General features: G+C 64.9%; 18 protein-coding genes. 9 read left to right on the forward strand and 9 right to left on the reverse strand.

The window, feature by feature from the left end:
* Positions 1-236: 236 nt before the first annotated feature.
* From LDO29_RS04380 to LDO29_RS04400, 5 genes are all read right to left on the reverse strand, one after another.
* On the reverse strand, positions 237-935 hold the full coding sequence (locus LDO29_RS04380; protein ID WP_224078574.1) for an RraA family protein: 699 nt from the start codon (positions 933-935) through the stop codon (positions 237-239).
* Between the two features lie 98 nt (positions 936-1033).
* Positions 1034-1540, reverse strand: a complete 507-nt coding sequence (locus LDO29_RS04385) for a hypothetical protein (RefSeq protein ID WP_224078575.1) — start codon at positions 1538-1540, stop codon at positions 1034-1036.
* Positions 1541-1775: 235 nt separating this feature from the next.
* The gene (locus LDO29_RS04390; protein WP_224078576.1) at positions 1776-2438 is read right to left on the reverse strand and encodes an Hpt domain-containing protein; all 663 of its coding nucleotides are present in this window, start codon (positions 2436-2438) and stop codon (positions 1776-1778) included.
* A 12-nt stretch (positions 2439-2450) separates the two neighbouring features.
* Entirely contained in the window at positions 2451-3074 is a 624-nt protein-coding gene (locus LDO29_RS04395; RefSeq protein ID WP_224078577.1) for a response regulator transcription factor, read from the reverse strand.
* 215 nt (positions 3075-3289) lie between these two features.
* Entirely contained in the window at positions 3290-5314 is a 2025-nt protein-coding gene (locus LDO29_RS04400) for a hybrid sensor histidine kinase/response regulator (RefSeq protein ID WP_224078578.1), read from the reverse strand.
* Between the two features lie 250 nt (positions 5315-5564).
* Here LDO29_RS04400 and LDO29_RS04405 point away from each other — a divergent pair, with 250 nt between their 5' ends.
* From LDO29_RS04405 to LDO29_RS04415, 3 genes are all read left to right on the forward strand, one after another.
* The gene (locus tag LDO29_RS04405) at positions 5565-7403 is read left to right on the forward strand and encodes an ATP-binding protein (protein ID WP_224078579.1); all 1839 of its coding nucleotides are present in this window, start codon (positions 5565-5567) and stop codon (positions 7401-7403) included.
* A 333-nt stretch (positions 7404-7736) separates the two neighbouring features.
* Positions 7737-8066 carry a hypothetical protein gene (locus LDO29_RS04410; RefSeq protein WP_224078580.1) on the forward strand — a complete coding sequence of 110 codons (330 nt, stop codon included), beginning with the start codon at positions 7737-7739 and terminating at the stop codon, positions 8064-8066.
* A 115-nt stretch (positions 8067-8181) separates the two neighbouring features.
* Complete coding sequence (locus LDO29_RS04415; protein WP_224078581.1) at positions 8182-8436, forward strand: translation initiation factor 1; 255 nt, start codon at positions 8182-8184, stop codon at positions 8434-8436.
* Positions 8437-8452: 16 nt separating this feature from the next.
* Here the strand turns inward: LDO29_RS04415 and LDO29_RS04420 are convergent, their stop codons facing one another.
* The 3 genes from LDO29_RS04420 to LDO29_RS04430 all read right to left on the reverse strand — a co-directional run bounded on the left by LDO29_RS04420 (position 8453) and on the right by LDO29_RS04430 (position 10545).
* On the reverse strand, positions 8453-8827 hold the full coding sequence (locus LDO29_RS04420) for a hypothetical protein (protein WP_224078582.1): 375 nt from the start codon (positions 8825-8827) through the stop codon (positions 8453-8455).
* Positions 8828-8913: 86 nt separating this feature from the next.
* Positions 8914-9198, reverse strand: coding sequence for a hypothetical protein (locus LDO29_RS04425; protein ID WP_224078583.1), 285 nt, complete (start codon positions 9196-9198; stop codon positions 8914-8916).
* A gap of 444 nt (positions 9199-9642) precedes the next feature.
* A complete protein-coding gene (locus LDO29_RS04430; protein ID WP_224078584.1) occupies positions 9643-10545 on the reverse strand; it encodes a LysR family transcriptional regulator in 903 nt (300 codons plus the stop codon).
* Positions 10546-10661: 116 nt separating this feature from the next.
* Between LDO29_RS04430 and LDO29_RS04435 the strand changes: the two genes are divergently transcribed.
* The 5 genes from LDO29_RS04435 to LDO29_RS04455 all read left to right on the forward strand — a co-directional run bounded on the left by LDO29_RS04435 (position 10662) and on the right by LDO29_RS04455 (position 14060).
* Positions 10662-11651: a 2Fe-2S iron-sulfur cluster-binding protein gene (locus tag LDO29_RS04435; RefSeq protein ID WP_224078585.1), complete on the forward strand. Its 990-nt coding sequence runs from the start codon at positions 10662-10664 to the stop codon at positions 11649-11651.
* 48 nt (positions 11652-11699) lie between these two features.
* On the forward strand, positions 11700-12953 hold the full coding sequence (locus tag LDO29_RS04440) for an aromatic ring-hydroxylating dioxygenase subunit alpha (protein WP_224078586.1): 1254 nt from the start codon (positions 11700-11702) through the stop codon (positions 12951-12953).
* 4 nt (positions 12954-12957) lie between these two features.
* Positions 12958-13428 (forward strand): aromatic-ring-hydroxylating dioxygenase subunit beta, encoded by a 471-nt coding sequence (locus tag LDO29_RS04445; protein ID WP_224078587.1) that lies wholly within the window; start codon positions 12958-12960, stop codon positions 13426-13428.
* A 23-nt stretch (positions 13429-13451) separates the two neighbouring features.
* Complete coding sequence (locus LDO29_RS04450; RefSeq protein ID WP_224078588.1) at positions 13452-13766, forward strand: non-heme iron oxygenase ferredoxin subunit; 315 nt, start codon at positions 13452-13454, stop codon at positions 13764-13766.
* Positions 13767-13838: 72 nt separating this feature from the next.
* Positions 13839-14060 (forward strand): DUF3820 family protein, encoded by a 222-nt coding sequence (locus LDO29_RS04455; RefSeq protein WP_224078589.1) that lies wholly within the window; start codon positions 13839-13841, stop codon positions 14058-14060.
* 40 nt (positions 14061-14100) lie between these two features.
* Here LDO29_RS04455 and LDO29_RS28175 read toward each other — a convergent pair whose 3' ends face one another.
* Positions 14101-15654 (reverse strand): methyl-accepting chemotaxis protein, encoded by a 1554-nt coding sequence (locus LDO29_RS28175; RefSeq protein WP_290369514.1) that lies wholly within the window; start codon positions 15652-15654, stop codon positions 14101-14103.
* Positions 15655-16375: 721 nt separating this feature from the next.
* On the opposite strand from LDO29_RS28175, the gene LDO29_RS04470 reads away from it, so the two are divergent.
* A complete protein-coding gene (locus LDO29_RS04470; protein WP_224078590.1) occupies positions 16376-17260 on the forward strand; it encodes an isocitrate lyase/PEP mutase family protein in 885 nt (294 codons plus the stop codon).
* Positions 17261-17289: the final 29 nt, after the last annotated feature.

The raw sequence follows: 17289 nt of genomic DNA on the forward strand, positions 1-17289 counted from the left end.
TGTTTGCCCTGACCACCGGGTCACGTCGGGAATCGCGTCGATTCATGCCTTGTTATGATGTCGAACTCTCATGGTCCAGCCATGCCCGGCTGAGCCGGGACACAGCCGCTGAAGCAGGCGAAAGCCATTGCTCCCATGCTGAAATCCTGCTTGCGGCCATGCGCAAGTGTCGCATGGCCCGGCTTCCAACGCGCTAGCAGACGCCGCGATCCGGCAGCACCGGGCCGACTGGCGCCTCAGCGGGTGGCTCGCTGCTGGTAGGCAAAGGTGCTGGCAAAGACCTCGTCCACGCCGATCAGTTCGCCCACGGTGGTGCCGCCTGCACGCAGCCTTTCCTGGAGCACATGCTCGGTCTCGAGCAACTGCTCGGCCTTCTGCAAGATTTCCTGGGCGCGCGCCAGCGGCACCACGACCACGCCGTTCTCGTCGCCCACCACGATGTCGCCGGGGTTCAGCGCGATGCCGCCGCATTGCACCGGCACGTTCACCTCGCCATAGCCGGCTACTGCCGCCACGTTGGGCACAATGCCGCGGCATACCACCGGAAACCGGAGCCTCCGGATTTCCGTGACGTCCCGGCAGGCACCATCGATGACGGCGGCAACCACGCCCCGGTTCATGGCCGACATAGTCATGTTCTCGCCCCAGAATGCTGTGCTGTCGGCCGTGTGTGCGTCGACCACAACTACGTCGCCGGGCTCGCTCACGTCAATGGCCTTGAGCGGCGCAGCCAGGTCGGAAGCCAGCGTGCGCGCGGTGACCGCGGGGCCCGCGAACGACACCGGCTCGAACACCGGCCGCATCGCCGCGGACATGGCGCCGAAGCGCCCCATGCAGTCAGACAACGCACAGGTGACGGAGTCGTACATCTGCAGCAGGCCCCGGTACGCTTCCATCACTTCGCGGGCGGGACGTTGCACGGCGGGAATGAGCATGGCAGCCCCCTTCTTGCTACCGCCAGGCGGCGGTCGTGGCAGTGGTCCTGCCATCCAGCATAGGCAAATGGACGCGCTTTTGCGGCGCCAGGCATCGTTCAGGGGAGACGGGCCAGCAAGCGGTCGCGCAGGGTCGGCGGCAGAATGAGCGTGCCCTTGCCATCGATGGCGCCCGGATCGAAGACGAGCACGCCGCGATCCCAGCGCAAGCCCACCGGGCCCGAGTTCGCGAACGTACGCTCGGCAAGCAGGACATTGCGGCGAACGCTGTACACGCGTACCAGTACCTTGTGCTGCGAGAGGTAGCAGTATTCCGCCTCGTATCGCGCCGACGCATCGGGCGTGGGCAGGCGCCGGCAATTGTGGGCGCCTGCCCGCTCCAGGGCGCCGCTACCATAGACGATGGCTGTCCACATCGCCCCGAGCGCCAGCCCGCAGCGCGTGGCCGCCGCGGCGAGCTGCATGGCGCGCTCGCGCCGTCCTTCGCGGCGGGAAAACACGAACCACACTGCGCGCGCCACACCCAGCAGGAGTACCAGTACTGCTAACCCGGCCAGGTGGAAACAGAAGGATGATTCCGGCATGATCGCCACGGCGTGACTCATGACCCGTCCCCAGACAAGCGTGAATGGAAACCCAAACGAAACTGCCTGCCGGAGCCGCAACGCGCCGGGATAACTGATTACCCGGGATGCAGGCCTCCGTTATTCATTCCGCACCCGCATGTATTGATCGATTTAATTCCTCTTATATCTTTATTCAGGCACGGGATTTAAATAAGAATAATACCGATCACGGATTTTTGAATCCGGTGAATTACCGTATGGATAAGATTTCCGGTTATTCGCCGGAACCGGCGACGAGCATCGCGCGGAATTCGCACGCGGTTGGCACAAATATCCCGGCCACCGCCTCCGCCAGCGCGGCATCGCCGCTCCTGGCCGTGTCTTCCAGCCTTTGCGCGAGCCGGCGGAACCCGTGGCAGCCGGCAAGATGCGCCGACGCCTTCACGCGGTGTGCCACGCTGCGCAAGGTTTCCAGGCTGTTGCCTTCCGCCTCCAGCCTTTCCAGGTCGGATTCCGTTGATGTCGCGAGTGCCTGCACCAGTTCAGCGGCAAGGGCGGCGTCGCCAAAGGTCTGGCGCGCAATGGCATCAGCCAGGCCAGCACGCTCGCTGCCTGAAATGGCCACGTACCGGTGCCGGGCCAGCAGCCGGAAAACGGCCGCTTCGGCCACGGGCTCAGCCAGCGCATCGTCGCAGAAGTCCGCGTGCGCGGGGCCTACACAGACCAGCAGCGCCCCCTCGCGGCGCGCGCGCTGCAGCAAGGGTGTGGCGACAGTGTCCGGAGCGCCAGCGATGAGGCGCGGCACTGCGGCAGCCAGCACCGCATCGGCCCCGGCGGCCGTCACGCATTGCGCCGACAAACCCGCGTCGCACAGCCACTGCGCCAGCGGCTCGCTCCAGGCGCTGCCGGACTGGGCCAGGATGATTGCGTCATGCATGGCGATCCCTCGTCAGCCGATGGCGATGTGGTGCCGCCGGGCAAAATCGATCACGTCGACCAGCGAGCGCGCGCCCAGCTTTTCCATGATGCGGGTCTTGTGGGTGCTGACGGTCTTGTTGGAGATGAACAGCACCTCCCCGATCTGCTTGTTGGACATGCCCTTGGCCAGCATCTGCATGATCACCAGTTCCTTGTCGGACAGGCTGCCCAGCCGGCGCGCCTCGTCCAGCCCGTCGGCGCGTCCGCTGTCCACGTCGGGCATGACCGAATAGCCGGCCAGCACCGATTCGACGCAGCGGACAATCTCTGGCAGTTCCTGGGTCTTGCTGACATAGCCGTTGGCGCCGGCCTGCCGGGCGCGCGGCGCGAAGGTGTTCTGATCCTGGCCGGAGATCACCAGAATGCGCACGGTCGGCTGGATGGCCTTGAGCCGGGGAATGACGTCGAGGCCGTTGATGCGCGGAATGTCCAGGTCCAGGATCACGACATCCGGCGCATACTGGCGCACGATCTCGACGGCAGCCTGGCCGTTATCCGCCTCCAGGACGTGCGTCACGCCGAGGACCTGGGACAGGTGCGTCTTCAGCACGACCCGCACCGCGGGATGGTCGTCGACGATCAGGATTGTGGCCACGGCAAGCCCTCCATCGCTAATGGCATCACCTGCGGATGGATTCGGCAGGCATTTATGGTCTGGCACATCATTGTGCTCAGCATTTTTCCGCACAGGCGCAGGAAATTTCCGAGTGCCGGTACGACTTTTCCCGATTGAACACCAGGAGCAGAATCACGCACTTTCACAAGCCGCATAGGCCCGGCGTGCCCGCGCCAGTCGCACGATGATGCGCCCTAACATGCCCACCGGGCAATGCAGGCGCGCAGGTCCTCCATGCGCACAGGCTTGGCAAGGCAGGCGTCCATGCCCGCATCCTGGCATTGCCGGGCCACCTCGGCACCGGCCGAAGCCGTCAGCGCGACGATCGGCACGTCGGCATTGGGGCCCGGCCCGGAGGCCCGAATCCGGCATGCCAGCTCGAAACCGTCCATGCCGGGCATCTGGCAATCCGTCAGCACCAGCGCAAAGCGCTGTTGCCGCAGCAGTTCCAGCGCCGCTTCGCCGCCGGAGGCCACAGTACAGTCCTGCCCGAGCATTTCGAGCTGCCGGCGCATGATCACCTGGAACGGCAGATGGTCTTCCACCACCAGGATGGCCTTGCGCACGCCCAGCGGTTCCATCGATAACGGTTGCGGCGCTGCCTGCTCCCCCTTCGCCTGCGCCAGGGCGCTCACCGGCAGCGTCACGCACAGCGCGATGGCCGTACCTGCTCCAGGCTGGCTGTTCAGCGTAAGCGTGCCGCCCATCCGCTGCGCCAGGCGCCGGCAGATCGCCAGGCCCAGCCCGCTGCCGCCAAAGCGGCGCGAAATGGAGCTGTCCGCCTGGGAAAACGGCGCGAACAGCTGCTCCTGCTGCTCCGGGGCAATGCCCACGCCGGTATCGGCAACGCTGAGCGCCACGCGCTGGCGCCCGCCCAGGTCTTCGAGCAGGTCCAGCCGGACCGTGATGCTGCCCTGCGCCGTGAACTTGACCGCGTTGCCAATCAGGTTGAGCAGGATTTCCTTGAGCCGGGTGGGGTCCCCGAGCAACGCCGCGGCAACGCGCGGATCGGCTTCGAACGCGAACGCCAGCCCCTTGGCCGCAACGGCGGGCCGGTGCACCGCCATCACGGTCTCGACCAGCGCGCGGGGGTCGACCGGCAGCGACTCCAGCTCCAGCTGGCCGGCTTCCAGGCGCGAGTAGTCCAGGATGCCGTCGAGGATTTCCATCAGGAGTCGCGCGGCATTGTCGGCCAGCGCGACCTCCCCGGCTTGCTGCGCGCTCATCGGACTGCCGCGCAGCAATTCCAGCGCGCCGATGACGGCTGCCAGCGGGGTGCGGATCTCATGCGTCATGGTGGCCAGGAAGCGTGCCTTGGCCTGTGCCGCCTCTTCCGCAGTGGCGCGCGCTGCTGCCAGCGCCTCGAGCTGACGGTGTTCGTCGGTGGCATCGCCGGCATAGCCGCTCCAGCGCAACAGGCCGGCTTCGGTCCGTACGGGTGCCCCCACGAACAGCCGCAGCCAGCGGGTTTCGCCATCGACCAGAATCCGCAATTCGAACTGGGCCGCCGACTGCGCGGCAGCAGACTGATGCAGGGCATCCGCCATCTTCAGGCGGTCGTCGGGATGTACCGATGCATACTCGCCGTCGACCACAGCCAGCAGGCGCTCGGCGGACCATCCCCGGTACTGCTCGGCCTTGGCGGAAAAATACGAAAACCAATGCCGGCCACCAGGTTCCGCGCAAAGCTGGAACGACGCCACCGGCAAGGCGTCGGAAATTTCGTCGAGCATGCGCTTGGCATCGAGTGCCGCCTGTTCGGCGGCAAGTTGGCCGGTGATGTCGATCGTTGCCGAGATGGTGCCCGCCTGGGTGCCGTCCGGCAGGCGCAGCGGCTGCGTGGCAAACAGCAGGTCGCGCCAGTCGCCGGCGGCATCCTTCACGCGCAGCGTCTCGTCGACACGCTGGCCTGACGACCGGGCGCGGCCGATCGGGGATGTCACGGCCGCAATGACATTGTCCGGCACGCCGGCGTCTTCCATCGTCCTGCCCAGCATGGTCTCGTGGCCGATGCCAAGAAAAGTCTCCAGCGCCACATTGGCCACGACGAAGTGCCCACCCTCGTCGCGCGCGGCGATCGGGTATGGCGCGGCATCGACAATGGCAGCCAGCACATCGCGCTGGCTGCCCAGCGCTCGCAGGCGCCGGTGCAAGTACAGCAGCCAGGCGGCCATCAGCACCAGGCAGGCAGGCAGCAGGACTGTCAACGCAGTGGGCATGGGAAGCTCCATCACGGATGGGAACGGGCAGGACAATGATAGCGTTGCCCGGTGTCTTGCCTGTCACACCTGCCGCCACCGGCTCACCGTCTCGGCTTGGACAGCGCCCATCTGAATAGGAAATTTCTGCAGACAGACTCCGACGAGTCTGAAACTACGGCAATGCAGGCGTCCATAGAGTGTGTGCAGGGATCGCGCCCTGCGGCGGCAACGCCGTGCGATCCCCCATGCCTGTCGCCTGCAACCGCCAATGCTGTCCGCCCTCCCTCCGCCCATCGTCTGGCTGGCCGTGTGCCTGCCGCTGGCGCTCGCGTCCGCGCTGCTCGGCGTGCGCCTGTGCGTGCTGCGGCGCCGCCTCGCGCGCAGCCAGGCCAGTGCCGCAAGGCTGCGGCAGCGTCTGGCGCTGCATACCGCGGTGCTGGACAGCATTCCCCAGCCTGTCTACGTGCGCGACGCCGCGCAGCGGCTGATCACCTGCAACCGCCGCTACGAGGAACTGATCGGTGCCTCGCGGGCCTCGCTGCGCGGCCGGCCGCCGGACATACCGGAACAGCTGACAGGCGTGATCGCCGACATTGCGGAACTCTCCGAGGACTATCGGCACGTCATTGCCTCGGGCCGCCCGCTCAACAAGGACCGCTGCCTGCACATCAAGGGCGCGAAGCGGCACGTGCTGAACTGGGTCGCGCCGTTACCCGGCTCTGGCGAGGCGGTAACGGCATTGGCTGGCGGCTGGGTGGACCTGACCGAGCGCCACGACATGCTGGCGCAACTGGCTGAAGCCAAGGCGCGCGCCGAAGCGGCCAGCCGCGCCAAGTCCACCTTCCTGGCGTCGGTGAGCCATGAGATCCGGACACCGATGAACGCCGTGGCCGGCATGCTGGAGCTGACCCTGAAGCGGCCAGGTCTGCCGCCCGACGACTACCGCATGCTTTCGACCGCGCACGATTCGGCACTGGCGCTGCTATCCCTGATCGACGACATCCTCGACCTGTCGAAGATGGAAGCCGGCAAACTGCGCATCCACGCCGTGCCGGCCAGCCTGCCGGCGCTGGTGGACGAGGTGCTGCAGATGTTCGGGCCGGTGGCCGCGCAGAAGCACTTGCCGCTGATCCCGGTCATCGACGCGGGCGTTACGCCTGCACACATGGTCGATCCGCTGCGCTTCAAGCAGGTCCTGGGCAACCTGGTTTCCAACGCCATCCGCTTCACCGACCACGGCGAGGTACGCGTGCATCTCCACGGCGGCCAGGCGCACGCGGGAATGCAGGAAATCATGTTGACAGTCACCGATACCGGCATCGGCATCGCCCGAGCCGACCAGGCGCGCCTGTTCCAGCCGTTCGAGCAGGCGCACAGCCGCTCGCGGCCCGAGTCCGGTGGTACCGGCCTGGGCCTGGCCATCTGCCGCCGCCTGGTCGCGGCCATGGGCGGCCGGATCCGCCTGGAAAGCGAAGCCGGCGCCGGCACGCGTGTGCAGGTAACCTTGCGGTTGCGCACGGCTCGCGTGCCCGCAGCTTCCGAACCGCCTGTCGGTGTCCCCTGTGCCGCCGCCAGCCAAGCGCTGCACGTGCTGGTCGTGGATGACCATCCGCCCAACCGCCTGTTGCTGCAACGGCAGCTCGAACACCTGGGCCATCGCGTGGACACCGCCGCCGACGGCAGCGAAGCGCTCGCACGGCTGGCGCAAAGTTCGGCTGACAAGGCGAGCCCGTTCGACCTGGTGGTCTGCGACTGCGCGATGCCAGTCATGGATGGCCTGGCGTTTGCGCGAGCGCTGCGTGCGCGCCAGGACGCGCTGGCGCGGATTCCCGTGATCGGATGCACCGCCAGCGCCGTGCCCGAAGACCATCAAGCCGCCCTGCAGGCCGGCATGGATGGCGTACTGGTCAAGCCGGTCGGGTTGCAGGCGCTGGGCGACGCCGTACGTACCTATGCATGCGCCGGCCGACGGCCGGCCACCGCAGCGCAGGCGGCCCTGCCCTGGCCCGCCCGCCTTGCAGGCCCGGCACCCGCCCGGCCCGACCCGGACAGATGGTGCGAGATCTGCCGCGCCATGAATGTGCAGTGCGACCGTTCACCACAGTAGCGCCCGCCATCGCTTGCTTGCCTGTGCAGAATGGGCCGGCCAGCGGCGAACCACCCAAAGGTGGTATCATTTAACCTCTTTGCCATTCGCCGACGCGTGTCGGCGTCAATGTGCCGGCCGCCAGACCACATCAGTCGAAGCGCATCAGCGGTCTGTCGGGCGTACACCCGACTCCTCCGGGGCGACAGTCGCCCACAACCCTACCGACCGGCGGCACGTCCGCTCCGCGACGCTCGCGCATGTACCAGGCGCGTCGGCTTGCGCAGGCACGGTCCCTCTCACGCCAGTTCTTTCACCAGCGCCGAAGCGCGGGACGCAACTGACGTTTCATCAATGGCATTCGATCGCCCCGCGGGCCCGCACCGCACATGGATGCGCCAGACGCGGCCGCAGGATCGAACGCCCCAGACAGGCAACAATTTGAATCACAACATCACACCATTCACCGTTTCGGTGTACCCGATCCAGCAACAACCAGGCGTATGGTTTGCGAACTACATGATCGCCGAATACCGGAATGGCGCCGAACGCATTGTCGCCAACGTCACGATGCGCCATGCCACGCATTGCTCTGAAGCCGAAGCCAGGCAAGCCGCCCGCCGCGCCGGAGAAAGCGCCGTCGCGCGAATGCGCGTGCAGCGCTCACTGCCCGGGCGCGCATAGTCGTTGCAACTGACGGCCCGGCTTCAGCCACAAGGCCATTACAGCGGAACCTGGCGTCACGCGGGCATGCATCGCCGCACGTCAGTCACCGAACCACTTAAGCAAAGGAGAAACCATGTCGAACAGCGACGAATGGGAAGAACTGCATCTGACGTCGGCCGGCTGGATTGCCGGCAGTTACCGGCACACACCGTGGCAGCCGGTCGATGTTGAGCCACCGGAAACTGGTGTGCTGACAGTACGCCGCCACGTGACCGCAACCTACTGCGGTCCGTCGCGCACCGTCGAAGACCGCACGCCGAAGACGCAGGACATGGCACTGATAGAGTCGTTGCTGACGCGCTACGGCAATCCGGAATTCAGCATCTAGTGCCTAGTCCACTGCTTCAAACCGGGAAGCGTTGCCGTGGCCTGCCCGGGGTAACGCCGGCGCCTACCGGCCTGAGTTCACCGTCCCAGGCCATGGCATCCGTGTCCAGCACGGAGTCGCCTTCTCTCGTTTTTTCGTAGAGGTGGTCGCGGACCACCTGCCCGATGGCCAGACGGCACAATGCCTCGCAGCTCGACGCAAGCGCGCCGGGAAGCGAAGCCGCCTCGGTCAGCACCTCGAACGACCGCCTGCCGTCACCGACAAAGCTGGTGAACCTGACTCCCGTCGGATGGCCCGCACCGGCAAGGCAGACAGCAACATGGTAGGCAATTCCCTTGCCTTCCCCCGGCAGCGTGCAGAGGAAGCCGGATGATGCAGCGGCATTATTCATGGCTGTACTCGTGCTCCAGGCGACCTGACGCCGCTGTTGCCCAAGGACTTCGTGGGCGCAATAGAAAACAGCTGTCGACGACGAACTCAGAGAGAAACGACGGATTGGCCGGGAATAGCGCCGTTGATAATGTCCTCGGCATAGCGAAGGACAGCGCGCCGTGCCGCGCCCACGTTGTCCCAGGGCGTGGCGTCGAGACGAAAAGTGCGCGCCTGCTCGCCTTCCGGGTGTCCGCCTTCACGGCAGATCACCACCGCAGCATTGAAGGACCGGTCTGGCCTGCGCTCCATCCAGGCACGTTCCGCAGTGTGGCGGTAAATCAGGGGGTAAAGGTCATACCCCTTGTAAGTGGCAGTCGGAAAAGCATCCATGGCACGCTCCGGGGTATTTGAGGTTATCGCCCACTCTACTCCTCTTATGAGGCCAGGAGTGCCTTTATTTCACCGGGATAACGACTTCACGACAGCACTGGCGAAGAAACTCTGCATTGCGAATGCCATATGCGGGCAAAGCCAGTCATGCGTGCTACAGTGAGTCCCTTTCCATGCAAGAGGCCAGCATGTCGCTCTGTGCAAACTGCCTCACACTGACGCCCGACACAGCCGGGGTTCCTGGCCATCCCGCGCTACGCATCGTCGATACGCAGCGGCGCAGGATTCCACGATCTGTCACCGTCACCCTGAGTACATTCCGCTGTTCGGACTGCGGCGCGATCTGGCGTTACCGGGAAGCAAAGGATGACGGCCCGCAAGGCTGGGCGCTCCTGGCAACAGAAGCCGCGAACGAAGGCCGCTGATTGCGCTGCCCCCTCAGGCTCAGTCGGAGAACAGGCTGACGAACTCCTTGCGCAACCACTGGTTCGCGGGATCGCGATGATATCGGGTGTGCCAGAACAGATTGATCTGGATTTCCGGCAGATCGATGGGATGCTCGATATACCTGAGCCCAAAGTATGTGGCGCTGCGCCGTGCAAAGGTCTCGGTCACCGTCGCCACGAGATCCGAGCTGGCAACGATATCGGCCAGCGCCGCAAAGTGCGGCACGCGCAGGCGAATCTTTCTCCGCACGCCGCGTTGCGCGAGGATTTCGTCGACACGGGCATGGCCGGTGCCCGCTGCGGTCACCACAACGTGCTCCGCATCCTCGAAGTCGCGCCGGCTGACGGTGCGCTTGTCCAGCGCATGGCCGGGCCGGAACATGCACACGTAGCGCTGGCGGAACAACCTCCGCTGGAAGAACTCCGAGCCGAGTTCCGGCAGCGGCCCCACCGCAAGGTCGATCTTGCCCAGGCTCATCTCCGACGCCAGGTCCACGGCCGTGTTGCGCACCGTCGCCACCGCGACACCCGGCGCGCGCTCCCGCAGCGCTCCCATCAGCCGCGGGATGAAGTGCACTTCGCCGATATCGGTCATCGCAATCCGGAATGACCGGTCGCTGCGCAGCGGGTCGAACGAGACCTTCTGGCTCAGCGCGACCTGCAGGGATTCAAGGGCATAAGCGACTGGCTCCGCCAGCTCCTGCGCGAGCGGCGTGGGCAGCATGCCCTTGCTGCTCCGCACAAATAGCTCGTCGTCGAACATCCGCCGCAGGCGTGCCAGTGCGTTGCTGACAGCGGGCTGGCTCAGGTTCAGCGTCTTCGCGGCACCCGACACTGTCCGCTCGCGCAGCAGGTGCTCGAACACGACAAGCAGGTTCAGATCCACATCCTTCAGTTCCACGGCTCACCTTTATTGATTTGGTGAATATCCAGTATTGCCGTGATTCTATTGGTTAATTTTGCCCGCTGCACCATGATTCGTCCCAAGCCAGAACACAAACACTTGCCGGAGACATCATGGAAGTCCTCGTCCAGCCGCTGGGCAAACGCCTCGACGTTGCCGGCGGCGAGAACCTGCTGACCGCGCTGCAGAAGCACGACATCCCTATTTCGTACAGCTGCATGGCGGGCCGCTGCGGCACCTGCCGCTGCCGTGTGATCGACGGAGATATTCACGAGGCCGGCGGCTACGCGTTCCACAACGCCGACCACAGCGCGCAGCGCCACGTGCTGGCATGCCAGTCGGTCGTGACGGGGAACTGCACCATCGAAATCCCCGAGCCCGACGAGGTGGTCGTGCACCCTGCGCGCATCGTCAAGGCGACCGTCACCGCGCTGGCCGATCTCACCCACGATATCCGCATGATCCGGCTCGCGCCGTCCAAGGCGCTGTCGTTCTCGCCGGGCCAGTACGCGATGCTGCAGTTCACGCCGGACCATATCCGCCCGTACTCCATGGCGCGCCTGGCCAGTGACGGCGAGCTGGAATTCCATGTGCGGCTGGTGCCCGACGGCCGGGTCACCAGCTACATCCGCAACACGCTGAAGGTTGGCGACGCGGTTCGCGTCAGCGGCCCGCTCGGCACGTCATACCTGCGCACGCGCAACGACGATCCGATTCTCTGCATCGCAGGCGGCACCGGGCTGGCCCCCGTGCTGTCGATCGTGCGCGGCGCGATTGCGGCGGAGCTGCCCAACCCGATCCATGTCTACTTCGGTGTGCGCTCGCCGCGCGACGCCTATGGGCTTGACTGGCTGCGCGAGCTTTCGCAACGGCATCCACGGCTGCGCGTCGACATCGTGTCGACAATCCCGGGCGACGACACCGGATTGCGCACGGGCCTGGTCACCGAGGCCGTCGCGGCCGATTTCACCGACCTGCAGGGCTGGCGCGCCTACCTGTGCGGCGCGCCGCCGATGGTGGACGCAGCCACGCTGCTCCTGCGCAGCAAGGGCGTGCAGCCCGCGCACATCTACGCAGACGCCTTCTACGCGACCGGCACCTGACAACCCCGCCACATCCAGAGGACCACCACAACGATGGAGACGACATCCATGGCCAGCGACCCCACACAAGACCGGCCTGTATGGGCCGACGACGGCATCAGCCGCATCCCGTTCCGCATCTACACGGACCAGCAGCTCTACCAGCGCGAGCTGGAACGGTTCTTCTACCAGGGCCACTGGAACTACGTGGGCCTGGAAGCTGAAATCCCGAATCCGGGCGACTTCAAGCGGACCACGATCGGCGAGCGCTCTGTCATCCTCGTGCGCGACCAGGAAGGCGGGATCAACGTCGTCGAGAACGTCTGCGCACACCGGGGCATGAAGTTCTGCCGTGAGCGCAGTGGCAACCGCAAGGATTTCCACTGCCCCTACCACCAGTGGAACTACAACCTGAAAGGCGACCTGCAAGGCGTGCCGTTCCGCCGTGGCGTCAAGCAGGACGGCAAGGTCAACGGCGGCATGCCTGCCGACTTCAAGCCGCAGGACCATGGCCTGACGCAACTGAAGGTCGCCACGCGCGGCGGCGTGGTGTTCGCCTCGTTCGACCATAGAGTGGAGCCGCTGGAGGACTACCTCGGGCCGGAGATCCTCGGCTACTTCGACCGTCTCTTCAATGGCCGCAAGCTGAAGGTCCTCGGCTACAACAAGCAGCGCATTCCGGGCAACTGGAAGCTGATGCAGGAGAACATCAAGGACCCGTACCATCCCGGACTGCTGCACACGTGGTTCGTCACGTTCGGCCTCTGGCGCGCGGACAACAAGGCGCGCCTGGTCATGGACCCGCAGTTCCGCCATGCCGCGATGGTCTCCACGCGCGGCCAGGGCGGCAAGGGCGAAGTGACATCAGGTGTGGCCAGCTTCAAGGACCAGATGACGCTGCAGGACGACCGCATCCTCGACATCGTCCACGAGCCCTGGTGGGGTGACCCGACCGCCGTGATGATGACGGTCTTCCCGAGCGTGATCTTCCAGCAGCAGGTGAACTCGGTATCGACGCGCCACATCCAGCCCAACGGACCGGACTCCTTCGACTTCGTCTGGACGCACTTCGGCTTCGAGGACGACACAGAGGAAATGACGCGCCGCCGCCTGCGGCAGGCCAACCTCTTCGGTCCCGCCGGCTTTGTCTCCGCCGACGACGGCGAGGTCATCGAATGCTCGCAGGAAGGGTTCTCGCAGAAGCCGTGGCATCGCGTGGTCGCGGAACTTGGTGGAAGGACCGCCGAGAATACGGAACACATGGTCACCGAGACGCTGATCCGCGGCATGTACGCCTACTGGCGCAAAGTGATGGAGATCTGACGACATGGACTTCCCGACGTATCACTCCCTGCTGTCGCTTTACGCCGACTATGCGAGCGCCGTGGACCAGGGCGAATGGGACCGCTGGCCCGACTTCTTTACCGACGATTGCCTCTACCGCATCCAGCCGCGCGAGAACTTCGAACGCGGCCTGCCGCTGGCCACCATGTCGCTCGAGAGCAAGGGCATGCTCAGGGACCGCGTCTTCGGCATCCGCGAAACGCTGTTCCACGACCCGTATTACCAGCGCCACATAACGGGCGCGCCGCTGGTCCGCGAAAGCACCGACGCCTACATCGTCGCCGAAGCGAACTACGTGGTGCTGCGCACCAAGCCTGACCAGATCAGCGACGTGTTCAATGCGGGCCGCTATCTCGACAGGATCGTGCGCACGCCGGAAGGCCTGCGCTTCGCCTCGCGTCTGTGCATCTTCGACAGCGAGATGATTCCCAACTCGCTGATCTACCCCATCTAGACAGGAAAATAGGAGACAAACCCATGACAGAAACCTGGATCGAAGCAGCCCCGCTCGCCAGCGTACCGCAGGACGATGTGATTGCCGTGCAAGTACAAGGCCGGGAGATCGCCCTGTACGGCATCGATGGCGAGGTATTCGCCACCGACAACCTCTGCACGCACGGGCATGCTCGGCTCTGCGACGGATTCCTCGATGGTCACGAGATCGAGTGCCCGCTGCACCAGGGCAAGTTTGATGTGCGGAGCGGTGCGGCGATGTGCGCGCCGTTGACTGAGGCGATACGCGCGTATCCGGTGAGGATCGAAGGGGACAAGGTGTTTCTCGACCTGGGCTGACCATGCGCCGACGGCCGCAGTCCGCCTGCGGCGTGGCGCTACAATGCCTGCCCAGCCCCGAAATCACCCGCCATGCCGCCGGACAGCGACTCCCTTCTCCTGCTCGTCACCCGCCAGATGCCATTCGGCAAACACAAAGGGACGCTGATCGCCGACCTGCCCGGCAACTACCTGAACTGGTTCGCGCGGGAGGGATTTCCGCCCGGCGAAATCGGCCGCCTGCTGGCGCTGATGCACGAACTCGACCACAACGGACTGACGGGCCTGCTGAAGCCGCTGCGCGGCAGAGTCTGAAGGTTCGCACACCGACCGACCTCGCAGCTTCCGACTCATTCTAACGAATGGCAGGCGCCAGCTTGAACACGCTGACGGCACGTGCGAGGTTGCTCGCCTGATCCCGCATCGACTGGGCTGCTGCGGATGCCTGCTCGACCAGCGCGGCATTCTGCTGCGTCACCTCGTCGATCTGCGTGACAGCCTGGTTGACCTGCTCGATGCCAGAACTCTGCTCCTGCGTGGCGGCGGTGATCTCGGCCATGAGATCGGTCACTCGCCTGACACTCTGAACGATCTCGCCCATGGTGCTGCCAGCCTGTCCCACCAGATCGCTGCCCTGGTCGACCCTTGCGACGGAGTCGTCGATCAGGGACTTGATCTCCTTCGCGGCCGCAGCCGAACGCTGCGCCAGGCTACGCACTTCGCCAGCCACGACGGCGAAGCCGCGTCCCTGCTCGCCGGCGCGCGCGGCTTCCACCGCCGCATTCAACGCGAGGATATTGGTCTGGAACGCAATGCCCTCGATCACGCCGATGATGTCGGCAATCCTACGCGACGATTCGTTGATCGCACCCATCGTGTCGACCACCTGCGACACCACCTCGCCGCCCCGGGCAGCTACCTGCGAGGCGGACGCTGCAAGCTGGTTGGCCTGGCGCGCGTTGTCGGTGTTCTGCCTGACCGTGGACGTCAGTTCCTCCACGGATGCCGCAGTCTCTTCCAGCGAACTCGCCTGCTCTTCGGTGCGGGACGACAAGTCGAGATTGCCTGCGGCGATCTGGTCCGAGGCAGAGAGCACTGCCGTGGAGCCATCGCGGACGTCGGTGACGATCCGGCTGAGGTTATCCTGCATCGTTTGCATCGCGCCCAGCAAGCGACCGACTTCGTCCTGCGATTCGGTGCGGATCTTCGACGTCAGGTTGCCGCCCGCAACGTTCTGGACCACTTCCACCGCATGCGCAACCGGCCCGGTGATGGACCGCGTAATCCAGCCCGCGATCAGCAAGCCAAGGATCGCGACGGCGATGCCGCAAGCGATGACGATGCGCGATGAGGTCTCGGCGTCCGCCTCGATTGCCGTACCGCGTTCGCGCGCCAGCTTCGCCTGGAACCGGGCAAGCTCGCCGACAGATCCCTGCAAGGCGTCGAGCACCGGCAGTGTTTCCGACTTCAGCAGGTTCAGCGCCTGGTCGCGCTGGCCCTCCGACAGCAATTTGTCCACGCGTGAGAATGACTGGACGTAATCGGCACGCGAACGCTTGACCCTGGCCAGCAGTGCCTTGCCCTCCGGCAATACGACCAGGCTGTCCAGCGTCTGCAAGGCTTCGGTGATGGCCTTCTTGTTACCGTCGACATGAGCGCGGAGTTCAGCCATGGCTTTCTCGTCCCCGGCGAAAAAGAGCTCCATGGTGCGCCGTGCATTTGCCGCGACGCGCGCATTCACGGTTGCCGCCGCATCCGATTTGACCCAGTCGCTGCGCAGGATATTCTCGACTTCTCCGCCGAGCGTGTGCAGGCTCGATATTGCCAACCCGATATTCACAAGCATCAGCAGCATGACACCGGAAAATCCCAGCATGAGACGGGGGCCGATGTTGATCTTTTTCAGCATGGATAGAATTCTTCAGTCTTTCAATAACGTGAGGTGGCTGGCATGCCAGCACTGCCGCTTGATGCCTCGATCCGGCCCCGCATGAACAGGCGAGCGCCGCCAAACGGCACGGCACACACCTGTCCCCTCCCCAATTACTGCCTGTGTTTATCAAAGGAATATCGACGCATCCCTTGGCAGGATTATGGGTGGCTTGTACTCGAATCAGACTTGACCTGAATCAATCAGGCACTTGCCTTATCCGGTTCCCTGAAAATGGTTTTCGAATGACTTAAGCAGTCGAGAACAAAAAGCCCGCACACCTTACGGTGCACAGGCCTGCTTCATTTCAGTGGCTTATTTCCGGCAGGTTTACCTGCCATCAAGCATTGATAAATCAGAAAATCCGATTAATTTCCGATCAACTTCCGATTACGTGAATATGGTTCAGTTATATCGGCATGAGCGCGCCGCATTTTATCCCTACCAAAGTAGGGGGGCTGCCTGAATCGCCGGAACACGGCGGGCTGGCCGGGACGCCAGATCCCCGGCCGCCGGGTGGCCCGCTTCATGCCGCGGAAAGCCGTCTCCGGCTGGGTGGACGCGGTGTACTCTACAGGATCCGCCGCCCATGACGCGCTGGACTCATGGGAGCGGGCATCTTCCACCGCCTCGCTCCGACATCGCAGCCGCGCCCCTGGGCAGCCTTGCCAAAGGCACCCCGACTGACAGGAGAACGCCAATGACTTCCACCACCTCCTCCCGTAGACAGGCATTCCGCCAGCAGGTCGCATCGAAGAAGGGCCTGCTCATGCCCGGCGCGTTCAACGCCATGAGCGCAAGGGTGATTGAAGACCTCGGCTTCAAGGCGGTCTACCTGACCGGCGCCGGTGTCACGAACATGTCATTCGGCCTGCCCGACCTTGGCTTCATGGGCCTGAGCGACATTGCCGAGCACACGGCGCGGGTGCGCGATGCCGTTGACCTGCCGCTACTCGTGGATGCCGACACCGGATTCGGCAATGCGCTGAACGTGCGGCATGCGGTGCGCACGCTGGAACGCGCGGGGGCGGATGCCATCCAGCTCGAGGACCAGGTGATGCCGAAGAAATGCGGGCACTTCGCCGGCAAGCACGTCGTCGGCACGGACGAGATGGTGGCCAAGATCCGCGCCGCGACCGATGCGCGTGATGATCCCGATTTCCAGATCGTTGCGCGCACGGACGCTGCCGCCGTGCACGGCATCGAAGACGCCATCGAGCGTGGACACCGCTTTGCCGAAGCCGGTGCCGATATCCTCTTTCTCGAGGCAGTCGAAGACCTCTCCGATATCTCGCGGCTGCCCGGCCTGTTCGATGTGCCGCTGCTGATCAATATCGTCATCGGCGGCAAGACCCCCGTGCAAGGCCGCGACGCGCTGGAGCGCCTTGGCTACGGGCTCGTGCTCTACGCCAACGCCGCACTGCAGGGCGCCGTGCGCGGCATGCAGCAGGCGCTCGGCAACCTGCAGTCGAACGGCCAGATGGACGAGGACCCGGCCATCGTGGCGCCCTTCAGCGAACGCCAGCGCCTGGTCAGGAAGCCGATGTACGACGAACTCGAAGCGCGTTACAAGACCGACGACTGAGCGCCGGAATTGTCAGCCCGGCTCGGCCC

It is taken from the genome of Cupriavidus laharis (assembly GCF_914271435.1).
Lineage (GTDB): Bacteria > Pseudomonadota > Gammaproteobacteria > Burkholderiales > Burkholderiaceae > Cupriavidus > Cupriavidus laharis.